Here is a 14,614-nt window from a genome sequence, read left to right as displayed (position 1 = left end):
TTTGGTTGAGCGCAAAGCCTGCAAGCCCTTGCCGCGCCCCATGGTCATAGCGCGACATCGGAAGGCCCAGGAACGATGCATGCCAAAGGATTTGGCTACGTCCTCAGGATGCTCACCCTCCCTCATCCGTTGCACGGCCAGTACGCGCATTTCCTCAAGGGTGTTATGCGCCAAGGTTCGTCCGTCTCGTTTCATAAACGTCGGATTTCGACAGATTATGGAAGTTCAATTTTTGTCGCATATATTTCTGACTACTGAGTAAAGCGCTCGCGCATCAGCTCGATGGCGTCGGCGTGCGTGGCCGAGCCCTGCACCGACAGGTGCAGCCGCAATCCCGGATGGCGCTCGCAGGCATAGCCCATCAGGCCGGCATCGGCCATGATGACCGCGTCGGCGCCAAGGTCAGCCGCCGCATCGACCGCGCGCTGCCATTGGGCCACCGCGCCCATCTGCGCAAAGGTGTTGATGGCGAACAGCACCTCGGCGCCGCGCGCGTGGGCTTCGGCCACGCCGGTGCGGATGTCGGTCTCGGTAAAGTTCAGGCCACCGAAGTTGCGCGCGTTGGTGGCATCGCGCAGGCCCAGGTAGACCGCGTCGGCGCCGTGCTGCAGCGCCATGCGCAGGGCCGCCAGCGAACCGGCGGGCGCAACGAGCTGGGGCCGGCGCGGCACGTTCGCCGCGGCGGATGGGGCTGGGGAGGCAGGGGTCATCGGTAACGGCGCCGGCGGCGGCGCGAAGATGAAGACAGCCGCCGATGCTAGCCAAGCGCTTGCAGCAGGGGCTTGACCACGCGCAAACCCACGCCAACGGCACACCGCCCGCGCCGGGCCTAAGCCGGTTGGCGTAGGCCGATGGCAGGCCACCGCCGCGCGCTTGACCTGCCGCAAACGCCGGCCCGTGCCGCTGTGCCACGCTTGCCCGGTCATCCCCGCGGCTGGCCGCACGCCGGCCCCGCGCCCATCCTCTTCCGGAGACCCGTATGAATCAACCCTGGCTCAAGCTGGCCGGCCGCCGCCTGCTGCCCATCGTGCAGGGCGGCATGGGCATCGGCATCTCGGCCCACCGGCTGGCCGGCGCCGTCGCGCGCGAGAATGGCGTCGGCACCATCGCCAGCATCGACCTGCGCCACCACCACCCCGACCTGATGGAACGCACCCGCGGCAGCCGTGACAAGCCCGCCATCGAAGCCGCCAACCTCGAAGCGCTGGATCGCGAGATCCGTGCCGCGCGCACCGCGTCCGAGGGACGCGGGCTGATCGCGGTCAACGTGATGAAGGCCGTGGGCTCGCACGCCGCGCTGGTGCGGCAATCCTGTGAAAGCGGCGCCGATGCCATCGTCATGGGCGCCGGCCTGCCGCTGGACCTGCCCGAACTGACCGCCAGCCACCCCAGGGTGGCGCTGATCCCGATCCTGTCCGAGGCGCGCGGCATCGGCCTGGTGCTGCGCCGCTGGATGAAGAAGGGCCGCCTGCCCGATGCCATCGTGGTCGAACACCCGGCGCATGCCGGCGGCCACCTGGGCGCGGCCACCATCCAGGACTTGTCGGAGCCGCGCTTCTCGTTTTCGCGCGTGCTGGCCGAATGCCGCGAGCTGTTTGCACAGCTGGGACTGGCCTGGGACAGCATTCCGCTGATCCTGGCCGGCGGCATCGACAGCCATGCCAAGGTGCGCCACTGGCTGGGCGAGGGCGCCGCCGCGGTGCAGCTGGGCACGGCCTTTGCCGTGACCGAGGAATGCGATGCCCACCCGGCCTTCAAGCAGGTGCTGGCCACGGCGCGGCCCGAGACCCTGCGCGAATTCACCAGCGTGGCCGGGCTGCCCGCGCGCGCGGTGCTGACGCCGTGGCTGTCGCGCTACCTGTCGAGCGAGTCGCGGCTGCAGCGCCGCGCCAGGCCGCGCGAATGCCTGGAGGGCTTCGACTGCCTGCAGGCGTGCGGGCTGCGCGACGGCATTGCCCGCATCGGCCAGTTCTGCATCGACCTGAAGCTGGCGCAGGCCGTGCGCGGCGACGTGGAGCGCGGCCTGTTCTTTCGCGGCCGCGGTGCGCTGCCCTTCGGCGAAGCCATCCGGCCGGTGGCGGAGCTGATGCACTACCTGTTGACGGGGGAAAAGCCTGCGGGGCTGACCCAAGCCCCGGCACCAGCCTGACGCATACCGGTTATGCTGCCGCAGCCAACGCCGCGCGAACAAGGCTCCCCTCGCCCGCCTGCGGGAGAGGGGTGGGGGAGTGGGCCGGAGTATCTACGGAGTGAGGCGCGTCGGTATGCCAGCGCCTGCCCTCTCCCCCGGCCCCTCTCCCGCAGGCGGGAGAGGGGAGCAAACCGGCAGCATGGGAACCTTGTCAGCAATGCGCGGCGGTAATCCCCCGCGCTTCTTCATCTCCCGCATGCATCGCAACGCTGCCAGCAGCTGCCACCCGAGCCATGCATTGGCGCCCGCCAGCAGCAGTCCGCCAGCGCGGGCCAGCGGCGCCGGCGCCAGCGGCACCGCCAGCAGCAGCGCGTAGGCCGCCAGCAGCAGCCATGCCTGCCGCCGTTGCCGGCCCGGCACGATGATGGCCTGCATGGCCGGCACCCGCGCGCGCGGCGGCAGCAGCCGGCGCAGGTGCAGCCAGACCAGGAATGGCACGATCTTGCCGAGCATGGCCGTGACCGGCAGCACACCCGCGCCGACCAGCGCCATGGTGCCTGCCCACCATGCCAGCGGCAGGCCGGCGGCGGGCAGCACGACGGCCGCCGCCCCCAGCAGCGCCGCGCCCGCCATGCTGGCGCAAGCCACCGGCCAGAGCAGCCAGAGCGGATCATGGCGCCGCCGCGCGCGCAGCGCGCCGGCCATCCCGCAAGCGCCCATCACCGCCACGAACGCCAGCCACGCGAGCAGCACGCCATGCGCCGGTGCCCGGTGACCCGGCCACAGCATTGCCGCGGCGCTGAACAGCGCCAGCGGCAACCAATGCGCCATCGGCAGCCAGCGCCCGATCGCCGCCGGCAGGCGCGGCGCCTGCCAGAACATCGGCAGCACGGTGGTGGCCACGCCGGTCACCAGCGCCGCCAGCCAGCCGCCCAGGGCCCAAGCCATATGCAGGCCGAGCCAGCGCTCCACCGGCACGTGCCACCAGCCACCGAAGGCGCCGGCCAGCACCATGCCGCACAGCACCGCGGCCATCAGCGGCGCGCCGATGCCGGCAAGGGTGCGCGTGGTGGCATCCACTGCGGCCACGCGCCGGCCAGCAGCCAGCAGGACCGCCCCGGCCAGCAACAGGATCACGGCCACGGCCGCCGCCACCCGCATCGCTGCGGGTTCGCCGCCGAGCAGGCCAATGCCCAGGGCGGTGGCCACACCGGCGCCGGCCGCGGCCATGAACGGCGCAAGCAGCCCCGCACCCGGCACGGCCACGCCGGCCACCACTGGCATCATCTGGAACAGCGCGCCCACCATGACCGGCTGCAGCATGCCCAGCGCCAGCACATGCACCGCCACCAGCGCCAGTGGCGCAAAGCGGTCCGGCAAGCCGTCGGGCGGACCGGCGGCAAGCAAGACGCCCGCCGCGGCGCCAAGCCACGGCGCCGGCATCAGGCAGCCGAACACCACTGCCAGGCGCGGCGCGCGTTCATAGTCGAAACTGGCTGCCTTCACGCCTTGCCTCTCCCCCTCAATGTTGGGACACGATGCTAGGCCAGGGCAGCTCATGGGGATTTGACCGCAGCTAAGTCCAACGACATATCCCCCGCCCTGCGGTGGAGCGATATATCACGGCGTGACAGGCTGATGAGGGGCGACATCCCCGGCGATCAAGCGCCGATGCGCCGCCGGCCGCACATACAACGCACCGAAGCCGGGTTTTCTTGATCTGGCGCAGGAAGCCCCGCCCGCTGCGCAGGGAAAATCGCTTTCAACTCCAGCGTAGCCCTGTTTGCGCTGGCTGCCGGGCCGCAGCCCGCCCCCCCGACAGGTAGCCCCCGATACCGCCATGTCCGAAACCGATCCTCCCGCCGCCAGCGGCACGGCGGCATCCACATTGCCTGCCCTGCGCGACCGCCTTTCCACCCGCATCATCTCGCTCTCGCTGGCCGTGCTGCTGGTGGTGCTGGGCATGATTTCCGGCACGCTGTGGCTGTCATGGAAGCTGGAAGGCGCGGGTGCCGCCATCAATGACGCCGGCAGCCTGCGCATGCGCGCCAACCGCGTGGCGATCGAACTGACGCTGGCACAGGCACGCCAGGCCAATGCACTGGCCGAACAGGTGCAGGCGCTGGATGCCACGCTGGCCCTGCTCAGAAAAGGCGACGCGGCGCGCCCGCTGTTCCTGCCGGACGAACCCGCCATTCATGCGCAGATGACCCGGGTCACGCAGGACTGGCAGCAGCGGGTGCGCCCGCTGGCGGTGGCCGGACCGGGCAGCGACGCCGCGCCGGCACGCTATATCGCCGCACTGCCCGGCTTCGTCGCGCAGGCCGATCGCCTGGTCGGCATGATCGAACAGGACAGCGCGCGCAAGACCGACTGGCTGCGCGTTTCGCAGATCGCGCTGGCGGCGATGGCCTGCGTGGGCACCGTGGCCGTGATCTACCTGCTCTACCTGTGGATCATCCTGCCGGTGCTGCGGCTGCAGGACGGCCTGCGGCGCATGGCCGCGCGCGAGTTCTCACTGCGCCTGCCGGTGGAAAGCCGCGACGAGTTCGGCACCCTCAGCGAAGGCTTCAACCGCATGGCCGGCGAACTGCAGGGGCTGTACCACGACCTGGAGGCGCGCGTGGCGCAGAAGACCGCGGAGCTGGAACACCAGAACCGCGACCTCGAGACGCTCTACGACATGGCCGCCTTCCTGAACCAGGCCGCCGATGCCGAGGCCATGGCGCGCGGCTTCCTGGGGCGCGTGATGCGCCAGTTCGATGCCGATGGCGGCAGCGTGCGCGTGCTGGACAGCCGCCACGGCAGGATGCACCTGCTGGCAGCCGCCGGCCTGCCGGCCGCGCTGGCCGAATCCGAATCCTGCGCGGCGGCCAACGCCTGCCATTGCGGCGACGCCACGCGCGAGGCCGTGGTCGCCATCGTCGACCTGCGCGCGGCGCAGCGCCAGGGCGCCGCCGGGGATGCCACGTCCTGCAGCCGCAACGGCTTCCGGTCGCTGGCGGCCTTCCGCATTGAAAGCCAGCGCGGCGCCACCGGCGTGTTCGCACTGCACTTCCGCGCGCCGCGCGCGCTGCACCCGTCAGACCGCCAGATGCTGGAAACACTGGGCCAGCACCTTGGCACCGCGCTGGAACACCTGCGCCTGTCCGCGACCGCGCGCCAGCTGGCGGTGGTGGAAGAGCGCAACCTGGTGGCGCAGGGCCTGCACGACAGCATTGCCCAGGGCCTGAACTACCTGAACCTGCAGGTGCAGCTGCTGGACGCCGCGGTCGCGCGCGACGACCTGGCCGAGACCCGCGAGATCGTGCCGATGCTGCGCCACGGCGTGGAAGAGAGCTACCAGGACGTGCGCGAGCTGCTGAACAACTTCCGCTCGCGGCTCGGCACCGGCGAGCTGCGCCCGGCGGTGGAAGAGACCGTGGGCCGCTTTCGCCGCCAATGCCGCACCGAGGCCACGCTCTCCATTGACGAGAGCGGCGGCGCCTGGCCGTTGGCGCCGGAGCAGCAGCTGCAGGTGCTGTTCATCCTGCAGGAGGCGCTCTCCAATGTGCGCAAGCACGCCATGGCGGCGCACGTGGCAGTGGCGCTCAGCCACGGCCGCGATTTCCGGCTGGTGGTGCAGGACGACGGCGAGGGCTTCGATCCCGAGGAACTCGCCACGCGCGCCGAAGCGCATATCGGCCTGAACATCATGCGCGAGCGCGCGGCGCGGCTGGGGGCGCGGCTGCACGTGCGGGCCCGTCCCGGCGACGGCGTGCGCATCGAACTGGTGCTGCCCGCCGGCCGCGCTGGCGGCGCCCGCGAGCGCGCCGACACCGGCCCCGCCCCCAAGACCACCGAGACCCAGCCATGACCATCCGCATCCTGCTGATCGACGATCACACCCTGTTCCGCTCCGGCATCCGCGCGTTGCTGCAGCGGCAGGCCGACTTCGAGATCGTCGACGAAGCCGCCGACGGCGTGGAAGGCATCAAGCGCGCCAAGCAGCACCGCCCCGACGTGATCCTGCTGGACCTGAACATGCCCGGCCTGTCCGGCCTGGAGGCCCTGCAGCTGTTGGTGGAAGACCTGCCGCAATCCGCCGTGATCGTGCTGACCGTGTCGGAAGAAGCCGAGGAACTGGCCGCCGCGCTGCGCGGCGGCGCGCGCGGCTACCTGATCAAGAATATCGAGACCGAGGCGCTGATCGCCGGCATCCGCCGTGCCGCGGCCGGCGAGCCGGTCATCTCCGACAGCATGACCGCCAAGCTGGTGGCACAGTTCCGCGCGCCCGCACCGGCGGCCGCGGCGCGCCAGGATGAAGCGCCACGGCTGACCGCGCGCGAGCGCGAGATCGTGCAGGGCCTGGCGCGCGGCGAAAGCAACAAGGAGATCGCGCGCGACCTGGGCGTGGCGGAAAGCACGGTGAAGATCCACGTGCAGAACATCCTGAAGAAGCTGAACCTGGCCAGCCGCGTGCAGGTGGCCGTCTATGCCGTCGAGCACGGGCTGAACGCAGCGTGCTGAACGCGGCGCAGTATCCGGCGCGTCCCGCCCCGTTCCCCCACACCCCGGCGTCGTCCGATTCCTACACCGATTTCAGCCCTAGTCCGGGGGGATGCCGGCGCCGCCTGATCTAGGCTGGACAGTAAGCAGTTGGCTCTCCGAGGCCACCCCGGTCCGGAAGCCCCCGGCTTGCCAAATCCACGAACAAGGAGCACGCCATGGGAATCGGCACCATTCTCCTGATCATTCTTGTCCTGCTGCTGGTCGGCGCGCTGCCGGCCTGGCCGTACAGTTCCGGCTGGGGCTACTGGCCCAGCGGCGGCCTGGGCCTGATCGTCCTGATCGTGGTGCTGCTCGTGGTGCTTGGCCGGATCTAGGGTTCTTTCCCGGCCAGCCTGCGGGCGATCCACGCCAGCACGCGCTCGCAGCGACGCCGGCGCGCGGCTACCCTTGTCGCTGCCGCGCCGGCGCCCTATAACGAAGCGCGGGCGTGTATCACCGCAGCGCCCGGTTCCTTCCCCTTTTTCGCAAGGAGACTCAGATGCCAGCCAAATCCAAGGCGCAACAGCAGGCCGCGGGAGCGGCGCTCTCCGCAAAGCGCGGCGAAACGAAGGCCGGATCGCTAAAGGGACCTTCCCGCTCGATGTATAAGTCGATGAGCGAAAAGGAACTGGACAAGATGGCTTCGACCAAGTCCAAGAGCCTGCCAAAGCACAAGTAAGACAGTTGATCGGCAAGCTTGCTCTCTCTCCCGCACGTGGGAGAGAGAGCAAGCCCCAGGCGGTCTCCCAGGGCCTGCTACCTGTTTTATCTGGCACCGCCCTTCTTTCCCCCGACTCTCCCCCTCACCGGCCTGCCGCAATAGCCCGGCAGCCGCTTTGCCCGGGCGCTGCGCGCCAGCCGGATCGACTCCGCCAGCGCCAGCCCGAATCCCGCAACGCTGCCCAGATCCTGTTCCACCCGCTCGCGCAGGAAGCGGGCCCATAAGAATTCGTCGGCAGCGCTGCCAGGCTTGCGGTAGGCGCCGGCCTCGCGCGCAAAGGCCGCCAGGCTGCGATAGGGATCGTCGCGCATGCCTCGCACGGTGGACGGCAGCGCCTTCGGGTCCAGCAGCTTGCCGTGCTCGTCATAGGGATGGACATGGCCGAGAGCGCGCATCCGTTTCCAGAACGCCGACGGGCTCAGGCGGCTGAAGTCATGCAGCACGCGCACGGGTGCCTGCTCATAGCCGAGATCCAGCCACGCCCGCGCCCAGTGATGGCGCTCGACGATATAGAGGCCGCCGCCCGGCCCGGCCACCGTCCTGATGCGATGGCGGCGCATGAAGCGCCGCAGCGCCGCGTGGTCGTCAGGGTTCGCATGGCGCTGCGTGACGTCCATCTTGTAGCTGACGTGTGCATAACCCAGCGTCAGCTGGGTCGGGCGCAGGCGCGCCAGTTCGGCAACGGCCATGCCGCGCGGCGCGCCGAGTTCAGCGCTGTCGGCAGCGCGGCGCTCAGTCGTGCCCGGCACGCTTCTGGTCAATGAAGTGCTCAAGCTCGCTGCCCGGGTCTTCGTTGCCGGTACTCTCTTCGGCAACCGCCTCGCGTGCGAGCGGGCGCGGCCAGTATTCACCCTCGCCGTCGCGTATGGGCTCGCCGTGGCTGGCGGGATTGAAATCCGTCCACTGGCCGCATTCCCAGTTGCCTTGCGCGCGTTCCAGCCCGCTCGCGCCGGCCTCGCGCAGCACGTCCACGGCAACGGAGCCAAGCCCGTTGTTGACGCACGCCGCCAGCATGACGCGGTCCGCTGCGCCGCGGTCCGGCGCAGTGTCCTGGCCCACCGACATGATGGATACGTCCCACACGGAGAAGCCGCGCGCGAACAGGGTCCGTGCTACCTCTTCGGCGCTGGCAAGCGAATCGAAACGTCCGGCTACGATCGATGACATGGTGACTGACTCCAAAGATGGTGGCGAGGGTCATGACTGTTGCCATCCACATTGCAAAAGCCACGCCTGCGCCCGCTGTGCCGCACGGCGCGCGCGCGAACTGCATGGCGTGCACGCCGGCGTGCAATATTTGCAAAGGCGGACCCGGAACTACATGCCTGGCCCTGGCGCCTCAGCCGTTGACGACCTCGCCGCCGTTGATGTGCAGGATCTGCCCGGTGATGTAGCTGGCTGCGTCGGACGCCAGGAACACAAAGCCCGCCGCCACCTCGAACGGTTGTCCCGGGCGGCCCATCGGCGTCTTCCTGCCAAACTCGGCCACTTCTTCCGCCGTGAAGGTCGACGGGATCAGCGGCGTCCAGATCGGGCCCGGTGCGACGCCGTTGACACGGATGCCGCGATCGACCACCTGCAGCGCCAGCGAACGCGTGAATGACACGATCGCACCCTTGGTGGCTGAGTAGTCCAGCAGGTGCTTGCTGCCGCGATACGCGGTCACCGAGGTGGTGTTCAGTATTGACGCCCCCGCCTTCAGATGCGGCAGCACCGCGCGTGTCAGGTGGAACATCGCGAACACATTGGTGCGGAAGGTGGCCTCCACCTGGCCGGCGTCGACGTCTTCCAGCGAGGCCTTGGGGTGTTGCTCGGCGGCATTGTTGACCAGGATGTCGAGCTTGCCGTACTGCTGCAACGCCTGTCGCGCCACGGCCTCGGCATGCGCGTGGTCGCCGAGGTCACCGGCGATTGCCAGGCATTTGCGGCCAGCCCCCTCTACCAGCTCGACGGTCTCGCGCGCATCGGCATGCTCATCGAGATAGGCAATGGCGACATCGGCGCCTTCCCGCGCAAAGGCCACCGCAATGGCCCGCCCGATGCCGCTGTCGCCGCCGGTGATCAGCGACACGCGCCCGCGCAGCCGGCCGCTGCCGACATAGTCGTCGGCGCCACTGTCCGGCTGCGGCCGCATGGCGGCCTCCAGGCCCGGCTGGTGCGACTGGTGCTGGGGCGGGATGCTGGTCGGTGTGGACATGGCTGGCTCCTGTCTGCGCGGCCGCGTCGCGGCCCTTGCAGGTGCCGCGCAAGTTCCATGCCGCAAACGGCGAGCCCGCGCCACGCCGCGGCTCCCGCGTAGGTGGCCGGCGCCCGCTGCCGTGACTGGCACGCCGCCCGTAACCCTTACATCGCCCGGCAAACCTTACAGCGCGCCATGCGCGCCAGCCAGCATGGTCCCGCCCGCGCGCCGGGGCACGGATATTGCGGCCATTGCAGGCATGAACGTCACCGGCCCGGCACGCCTGCGGCAGTTGCCGCACCGGCCTGCCGCACCAGGCAGTGCGGCGGAGGACGCCCGGGCCCACAGCCAGGAGGCAACCATGTTCAACTTCCGCAACGACCGCAGCCGCAGCGGCCCCCGCAACGGCACCGAATCGCAGCGCCGCGAGCGCGGTCCGGCGCAACGGATGCGCGACCCGAGCCGGGGCCGAGGCTCGGAGGACTGGGGACAGGAATGGGGTGAGGACTGGCGCGGGGACAGCAGCAGCCAATCCGCGCCTCCAGGCCGCGACAGCGAGTCCGCGCGCCATGGCGGCCCGTGGTACCAGCAGGACACGCCTGCTGGCCAGCGCCGCGGCAGCTGGGGCGAACAGGGCTATGGCGCGGCCGACACAGGCGGCACCGGCCATCCATACAGCAGCGGCTACGGCGGCTACCGGCCGGCCCCGCAGGACAGCGGCTACCGCAGCGAAGAACGCGAATCGGGCTACGGCTACCGCGATGAAGACCGCTTCGGCCCGCGCGGACGCCGCAGCGAAGCCAGCGAAGCGGACGACCCGCGCCAGCCTCGCCGGGGCTGGCACGGCGAAGAAGACTGGGGTGAACGCGGCGGCCGCGCCATGCACTGGCGCGAAGGCATGGAACGTGACCGCGCGCAGCGCGCCGGCCAGCCCAGCTATGGCGGCGGCTACTTTGGCGACGCCGGCAGCGGTGGCCAGTCGTACAGCGGCGGCCAGCGTGTGTACCCGGATGATCCGGGCTACCGGCGCCACGCGTCTTATGCAGCGCAAGCGGGAGCGCCAGGCGCCCAGCGCGCCGGGCGCCGTCCGGTTGGCCCCAAGGGCTACCGCCGCGCCGATGAGCGCGTACGCGAGGATGTGTGCGAACGCCTGGCAATGAACCCGTATGTCGATGTCGGCGACGTCAGCGTGGAAGTGGCCAACGGCGTGGTGACGCTGGAGGGCACCGTGCGCGAGCGCCGCGAGAAGTACGTGATCGAAGACATTGCCGATGCCGTGTTCGGCGTCACCGAGGTGGACAATCACCTGCGCGTGCAGCGCCAGCCAGGCGCCGCATGGGCGGCGGGCTCTGAGATCGGCGGCGACGATGCGGCCGGCACGGATGCGCCGGGGACCTCGCCCGAACGCACGCTGAACAAGAGTTGATGCGCCCGTGCGCCGCCAGCCTCGCAAGCTGCGCCCAGGCAGCAAGCTGATGGTGCCGCTGGATGCCCTGCATCCCACCCAGATCACGGTTGGCGGCTACCACGTCGCGCAGAAAGTCCATGTCACCCGGCGCGTGCCCCCGGAACACCGCGCCGCGTTTCTGGACCGGCACCGTGTACACCTGGTGATTGGTCCGGAACAGACCCTGTACGTGGTCGATCACCATCACTGGGTGCGCGCCTGGCACGATCTCGGGCTCACCCAAGTGCCGGGCCTGGTGCGCGCCGACCTGAGCGACATGGGCGTGCCGGCGTTCTGGCGCCACATGGTGGCCGAGCACATGGTCCACCCTTATGACGAGCACGGGCGCCGCCGTCCGCTGACAGAATTGCCTGCCGGCGTCCACGACATGCGCGACGACCCGTATCGCAGCCTGGAGGCCTTCGTGCAGCTGGCCGGTGGCTATCGCAAGGTCAAGACCGCCTATATGGATTTCCGCTGGGCCGACTACTTCCGCCGCCACGTGGCGGGCCCGTTCGACACCACGCATCACTTTGCCATCGCGCTGGCGCAGGCGTTCCGGCTGGCGCACGCTGCGGGCGCGCGCGGCCTGCCGGGCTATATCGGCCCATTGGGGTGCTGAGCGGGTTCAGCCGTGCGTGCCTGCTGCCAGCGACATGGCGCAAGCCACGCTATGGCGCGCCGGATGCCGTCTCCGGGGCGCTGGCGGACTCGGCCAGCGGCATGTCCGGTTCGTCGGCCGGCGCCTGCGGCGCGGGCCGCTCCGCAGGCGGCTCTGCAGGCGGCTCCGCGCGTTCGGCGCTGACCGGGCCCGCGCGCGCGACGGTAATCATTTCGCGCAGCCAGTTGACCAGCAGGCTGCTGTAGCCGCGCTGGCTTTCCTCATCCGTCAGGCCGTGGTCGGCCCCCTTGATCACGCGGTAGGTCATGGAGCTGGCGTGCACGCAGGCATCCACGTAGCTCATCACCGCGGCGTGCGGCACCACCTGGTCATGCTCGGATTCGATCACCAGCACGTCGCCGGCAAATTCCGCGCACGCGCGCAGGGCGCGGTTGCTCTCGGGCGGCACCACGCTGCGCCGGTAGGCCACCAGGTCCTGTTCGCGATGCAGCTGGCGCTTGGGCAGTTCCCAGCCCGAGTCCATGTACAGCGCCGGCGCGCGGAACGCCATCCAGCGCACCTGGCGCAGCGTGCTCAGCAGCGCCGCCAGGTAGCCGCCGTAGCTGCTGCCCACCACCGCGATGGCGTTGCGGTCCACCTCGGGCTGGCGCACCAGCACATCGTAGGCGGCCACCACGTCGGCCAGGTTGCGCATGCGGCTGACCGTCTCATATTGCGCCTGGGTGCCGGCGTGCCCGGTCAGGTCGAAGGTCAGGCAGACACAGCCCAGCCCCGCCACCTTGCGCGCGCGCGCCAGGTATTGCTGCTGGCTGCCGCCCCAGCCGTGGACGAACAGCACGCCCGGCAGCCTGGTCTGCGGGCTGATCAGGGTGCCGGCAATGGTGCCGCCTTCGCTTTGTATCTGCAGCAGGTCTTCATGCGTTGCCATCGGATTCAGGCTCCAGTCGTGCGTATTTGGTCAACGGACCGGCGTGCCGGTCCTCTCCCTGGAAGTAGATCTCGGCGTTGTCCGGCACGCGCACGCCCTTGCCATAGACCTCGCGCGTGGCAGCCACCACGCGGGCGCGGCGCGGGTCCTCGCGCAGCGCGGCCAGCGCCGCCAGTTCGGCGCCGGTCGCGCCACCCACCCGCCAGGACTGTTCCAGCACGCCCCCAAGCACTTGCCCGTCGCCGGCGCTGCCCGCGGGCGGGCCGAAGGCGACGTCGTAGTTGCAGCGCGACAGCACCATGCCCCCGGCATCGCCATAGCAGGCCAGCGCGGCTTCGTGGTACACCATCGCGGCGCGCACCGCGGCCAGCGCGCGGGCGTCGAACGGATGCTGCAGCAGCGCCTCGAGGCCGCCGCGCACCATCGTCAGCGTGGAGCCGCCATAGACCTTCTGCCCGTGGTTGTTGGCAGTGAGCCCTTGCGTGCCACAGTAGCTGGCCCGCAGGCCTGCCAGCTCCACCTGCCCCACGCTGTAGGTCTGCGGCGCGTCCAGGTCGCGCTCCGCCACCAGGCCATGGGCTTGCACCACGTCGGGCGCCATCGCGGCAAGCGCCTCGTCCAGCGAGCGTTCATCGTGGACCACGCGCTGGCCCAGCCCGCCGACGCCGCATGGTTCTTTCAGCCGTACCGGCCCCAGCGCCAGCAGGCGCATTGCCGCAATCCGCGCATCGCTGAGCGTGAAGGCGGTAAAGCCCGGCAGCGTGGCGCCCACCACGCGCCGTACAAAGTCCTCGGACCAGCCCCGCGGCGCTGCGGCGCCGGGTGCCACCAGGCCGTGCGTGATCGCCTTGGTGGCCACGAAGGCATAAGGCACCACCCCGCCAAACAGGTCGCCCTCGTCCCGCACGCCCAGGTCCTGGGCCAGCGTACGGCCCACCAGAGTCTGCGCGGGCACCAGGTATGGCGCAGGCGCCCCCGCATCCGGCGCGGCGTAGGGGCCTGCAAAGGCAAGACCCGCGATGTCAGCGACCTTGCGGGCAATATTGGCAAGGGTCGTGCCATGGTGGCTGTCGGCCTTGCCCAGGGACTCGCAACCGTAGACCATCACCGCGCGGCTGCGTGCCGGCGGGTTGCCCGCGGCAGCGCGTTTTCGATGCGTTGTCTTGCTCGGTTCGGACACGGGCGGCTCCTTGCTGGTGGCTCTCGCTCGATGGGGTGGGAGGGGCCGCATGGCGCCGGGCTAAGAGCTGGCCGCCACGGTGGGGGAGCGGCTCCCGGCATCGCCGCCGGCCGGCCGGCCCCCGCGCGCTGCGCGCGCCTGCCGCTTCGCGGCGTGGTTCTCGCGCGCCTCGTCCAGCGAATGGCTCGACTTGATACCGTCTTCCTTGCCAGCCAGCTCGGCCAGGTGGCGATAGAAGGTCACCAGCTGGCGCAGTTCCTCCTCATCCAGGTCCTCGATCGACACCAGCATATTGCTGGCTTCGCGGTGCGAGGCGAGCAGTTCATTGAGCTTCAGGTGGACCGCGATCGCGTCCTTGTTCTGGCTCTGCTGGATCAGGAACACCATCAGGAAGGTAATGATGGTGGTGCCGGTATTAATGACCAGTTGCCAGTTCTCGGAATAGGCAAACAGCGGACCGGTGATGGCCCATGCTGCGATCACGCCGACGGCCAGCACGAACGCCACCGGCGATCCGGCCTGACGCGTGGCCGCGCCGGCGAAACGGTCAAAGGCATGCAGCACGGCATGCTTGCCGGACCCGGGGCGATCGGCAACGCCTGGGGGGATTGGGGGGGATTTTTTCATTGTTACGCTCTCACAGTGGGGGGTGATTGGGCTGTCGCTACGCGGTTGGTTGTCTTGCTTGATTTGGCGTGGGCTGTTTCGCCGGCGTAGCCGGCGACTTACTTCTTGTCCAAGCGACAAGAAGTAAGCAAGAAACGCGTCGCCTTTGCGGCTGGCAATCCATTCCTCGGCGTTGGTAGTTCGGGCGGCGGTGATTTCCGTTCGATGTGGGTGCCCGTTCGACCCGGCTACGCCCCCTGTCCGGTGCCT

At 69.9% G+C, this 14,614-nt stretch carries 14 protein-coding genes and 2 pseudogenes; 7 read left to right on the top strand and 9 right to left on the bottom strand.

The genetic code is table 11. The features are described from left to right. Together A3A5_RS44275 and A3A5_RS40055 are read right to left on the bottom strand one after the other, a co-directional pair. A pseudogene (locus A3A5_RS44275) lies at nt 1-195 on the bottom strand (IS630 family transposase); the annotation flags it as partial. Nucleotides 196-260: 65 nt separating this feature from the next. Then, a pseudogene (locus A3A5_RS40055) lies at nt 261-710 on the bottom strand (peptidase U32 family protein); the annotation flags it as partial. A 269-nt stretch (nt 711-979) separates the two neighbouring features. Here A3A5_RS40055 and A3A5_RS0135940 point away from each other — a divergent pair. Further along, nucleotides 980-2,149, top strand: a complete 1,170-nt coding sequence (locus A3A5_RS0135940) for a nitronate monooxygenase family protein (RefSeq protein ID WP_018315265.1) — start codon at nt 980-982, stop codon at nt 2,147-2,149. Between the two features lie 93 nt (nt 2,150-2,242). Here the strand turns inward: A3A5_RS0135940 and A3A5_RS0135935 are convergent, their stop codons facing one another. Then, nucleotides 2,243-3,637 (bottom strand): hypothetical protein, encoded by a 1,395-nt coding sequence (locus A3A5_RS0135935; protein WP_018315264.1) that lies wholly within the window; start codon nt 3,635-3,637, stop codon nt 2,243-2,245. A 334-nt stretch (nt 3,638-3,971) separates the two neighbouring features. On the opposite strand from A3A5_RS0135935, the gene A3A5_RS0135930 reads away from it, so the two are divergent. The 4 genes from A3A5_RS0135930 to A3A5_RS0135915 all read left to right on the top strand — a co-directional run bounded on the left by A3A5_RS0135930 (nt 3,972) and on the right by A3A5_RS0135915 (nt 7,340). Beyond that, nucleotides 3,972-5,987 carry a type IV pili methyl-accepting chemotaxis transducer N-terminal domain-containing protein gene (locus A3A5_RS0135930; protein ID WP_018315263.1) on the top strand — a complete coding sequence of 672 codons (2,016 nt, stop codon included), beginning with the start codon at nt 3,972-3,974 and terminating at the stop codon, nt 5,985-5,987. Then, nucleotides 5,984-6,640 (top strand): response regulator transcription factor, encoded by a 657-nt coding sequence (locus A3A5_RS0135925; RefSeq protein WP_018315262.1) that lies wholly within the window; start codon nt 5,984-5,986, stop codon nt 6,638-6,640. The genes A3A5_RS0135930 and A3A5_RS0135925 overlap by 4 nt, the downstream gene beginning before the upstream one ends. Before the next feature lie 197 nt (nt 6,641-6,837). Further along, on the top strand, nt 6,838-6,996 hold the full coding sequence (locus A3A5_RS42725; RefSeq protein ID WP_018315261.1) for a DUF3309 family protein: 159 nt from the start codon (nt 6,838-6,840) through the stop codon (nt 6,994-6,996). Nucleotides 6,997-7,160: 164 nt separating this feature from the next. Then, complete coding sequence (locus A3A5_RS0135915) at nt 7,161-7,340, top strand: DUF3008 family protein (protein ID WP_018315260.1); 180 nt, start codon at nt 7,161-7,163, stop codon at nt 7,338-7,340. A gap of 86 nt (nt 7,341-7,426) precedes the next feature. Here the strand turns inward: A3A5_RS0135915 and A3A5_RS0135910 are convergent, their stop codons facing one another. From A3A5_RS0135910 to A3A5_RS0135900, 3 genes are all read right to left on the bottom strand, one after another. Further along, the gene (locus tag A3A5_RS0135910) at nt 7,427-8,131 is read right to left on the bottom strand and encodes a ParB-like protein (RefSeq protein ID WP_018315259.1); all 705 of its coding nucleotides are present in this window, start codon (nt 8,129-8,131) and stop codon (nt 7,427-7,429) included. After that, nucleotides 8,115-8,549 carry a hypothetical protein gene (locus A3A5_RS0135905; protein WP_018315258.1) on the bottom strand — a complete coding sequence of 145 codons (435 nt, stop codon included), beginning with the start codon at nt 8,547-8,549 and terminating at the stop codon, nt 8,115-8,117. Before A3A5_RS0135905 ends, A3A5_RS0135910 begins: the two co-directional genes overlap by 17 nt. A gap of 172 nt (nt 8,550-8,721) precedes the next feature. Further along, nucleotides 8,722-9,579: an SDR family oxidoreductase gene (locus A3A5_RS0135900; RefSeq protein ID WP_018315257.1), complete on the bottom strand. Its 858-nt coding sequence runs from the start codon at nt 9,577-9,579 to the stop codon at nt 8,722-8,724. A gap of 343 nt (nt 9,580-9,922) precedes the next feature. Between A3A5_RS0135900 and A3A5_RS0135895 the strand changes: the two genes are divergently transcribed. Then, nucleotides 9,923-10,987: a BON domain-containing protein gene (locus A3A5_RS0135895; protein WP_026201462.1), complete on the top strand. Its 1,065-nt coding sequence runs from the start codon at nt 9,923-9,925 to the stop codon at nt 10,985-10,987. 7 nt (nt 10,988-10,994) lie between these two features. Then, on the top strand, nt 10,995-11,630 hold the full coding sequence (locus A3A5_RS0135890) for a ParB-like protein (protein WP_018315255.1): 636 nt from the start codon (nt 10,995-10,997) through the stop codon (nt 11,628-11,630). A gap of 49 nt (nt 11,631-11,679) precedes the next feature. Here the strand turns inward: A3A5_RS0135890 and A3A5_RS0135885 are convergent, their stop codons facing one another. Genes A3A5_RS0135885 through A3A5_RS0135875 form a run of 3 tightly spaced genes read right to left on the bottom strand, consistent with a single transcriptional unit; the run spans nt 11,680 to nt 14,365 of the window. Then, nucleotides 11,680-12,558 (bottom strand): S9 family peptidase, encoded by an 879-nt coding sequence (locus tag A3A5_RS0135885; protein WP_018315254.1) that lies wholly within the window; start codon nt 12,556-12,558, stop codon nt 11,680-11,682. Further along, a complete protein-coding gene (locus tag A3A5_RS0135880) occupies nt 12,545-13,738 on the bottom strand; it encodes a DUF3182 family protein (protein ID WP_018315253.1) in 1,194 nt (397 codons plus the stop codon). The genes A3A5_RS0135885 and A3A5_RS0135880 overlap by 14 nt, the downstream gene beginning before the upstream one ends. Before the next feature lie 60 nt (nt 13,739-13,798). Then, nucleotides 13,799-14,365 carry a low affinity iron permease family protein gene (locus tag A3A5_RS0135875; RefSeq protein ID WP_026201461.1) on the bottom strand — a complete coding sequence of 189 codons (567 nt, stop codon included), beginning with the start codon at nt 14,363-14,365 and terminating at the stop codon, nt 13,799-13,801. Nucleotides 14,366-14,614 lie beyond the last annotated feature (249 nt).

This window comes from Cupriavidus sp. UYPR2.512, assembly GCF_000379565.1.
Lineage (GTDB): Bacteria > Pseudomonadota > Gammaproteobacteria > Burkholderiales > Burkholderiaceae > Cupriavidus.
Note: the sequence above shows the minus strand (reverse complement) of the source record. Positions and strands in the feature narration are given on the sequence as shown.

What these genes read in the sequence shown, in the direction of transcription:
- A3A5_RS0135905 (WP_018315258.1), bottom strand. Translation starts at nt 8,549, where the DNA reads ATGTCATCGATCGTAGCCGGACGTTTCGATTCGCTTGCCAGCGCCGAA.
- A3A5_RS0135900 (WP_018315257.1), bottom strand. Translation starts at nt 9,579, where the DNA reads ATGTCCACACCGACCAGCATCCCGCCCCAGCACCAGTCGCACCAGCCG.
- A3A5_RS0135915 (WP_018315260.1), top strand. Translation starts at nt 7,161, where the DNA reads ATGCCAGCCAAATCCAAGGCGCAACAGCAGGCCGCGGGAGCGGCGCTC.
- A3A5_RS0135875 (WP_026201461.1), bottom strand. Translation starts at nt 14,365, where the DNA reads ATGAAAAAATCCCCCCCAATCCCCCCAGGCGTTGCCGATCGCCCCGGG.
- A3A5_RS0135930 (WP_018315263.1), top strand. Translation starts at nt 3,972, where the DNA reads ATGTCCGAAACCGATCCTCCCGCCGCCAGCGGCACGGCGGCATCCACA.
- A3A5_RS0135895 (WP_026201462.1), top strand. Translation starts at nt 9,923, where the DNA reads ATGTTCAACTTCCGCAACGACCGCAGCCGCAGCGGCCCCCGCAACGGC.
- A3A5_RS0135940 (WP_018315265.1), top strand. Translation starts at nt 980, where the DNA reads ATGAATCAACCCTGGCTCAAGCTGGCCGGCCGCCGCCTGCTGCCCATC.
- A3A5_RS0135885 (WP_018315254.1), bottom strand. Translation starts at nt 12,558, where the DNA reads ATGGCAACGCATGAAGACCTGCTGCAGATACAAAGCGAAGGCGGCACC.
- A3A5_RS42725 (WP_018315261.1), top strand. Translation starts at nt 6,838, where the DNA reads ATGGGAATCGGCACCATTCTCCTGATCATTCTTGTCCTGCTGCTGGTC.
- A3A5_RS0135925 (WP_018315262.1), top strand. Translation starts at nt 5,984, where the DNA reads ATGACCATCCGCATCCTGCTGATCGACGATCACACCCTGTTCCGCTCC.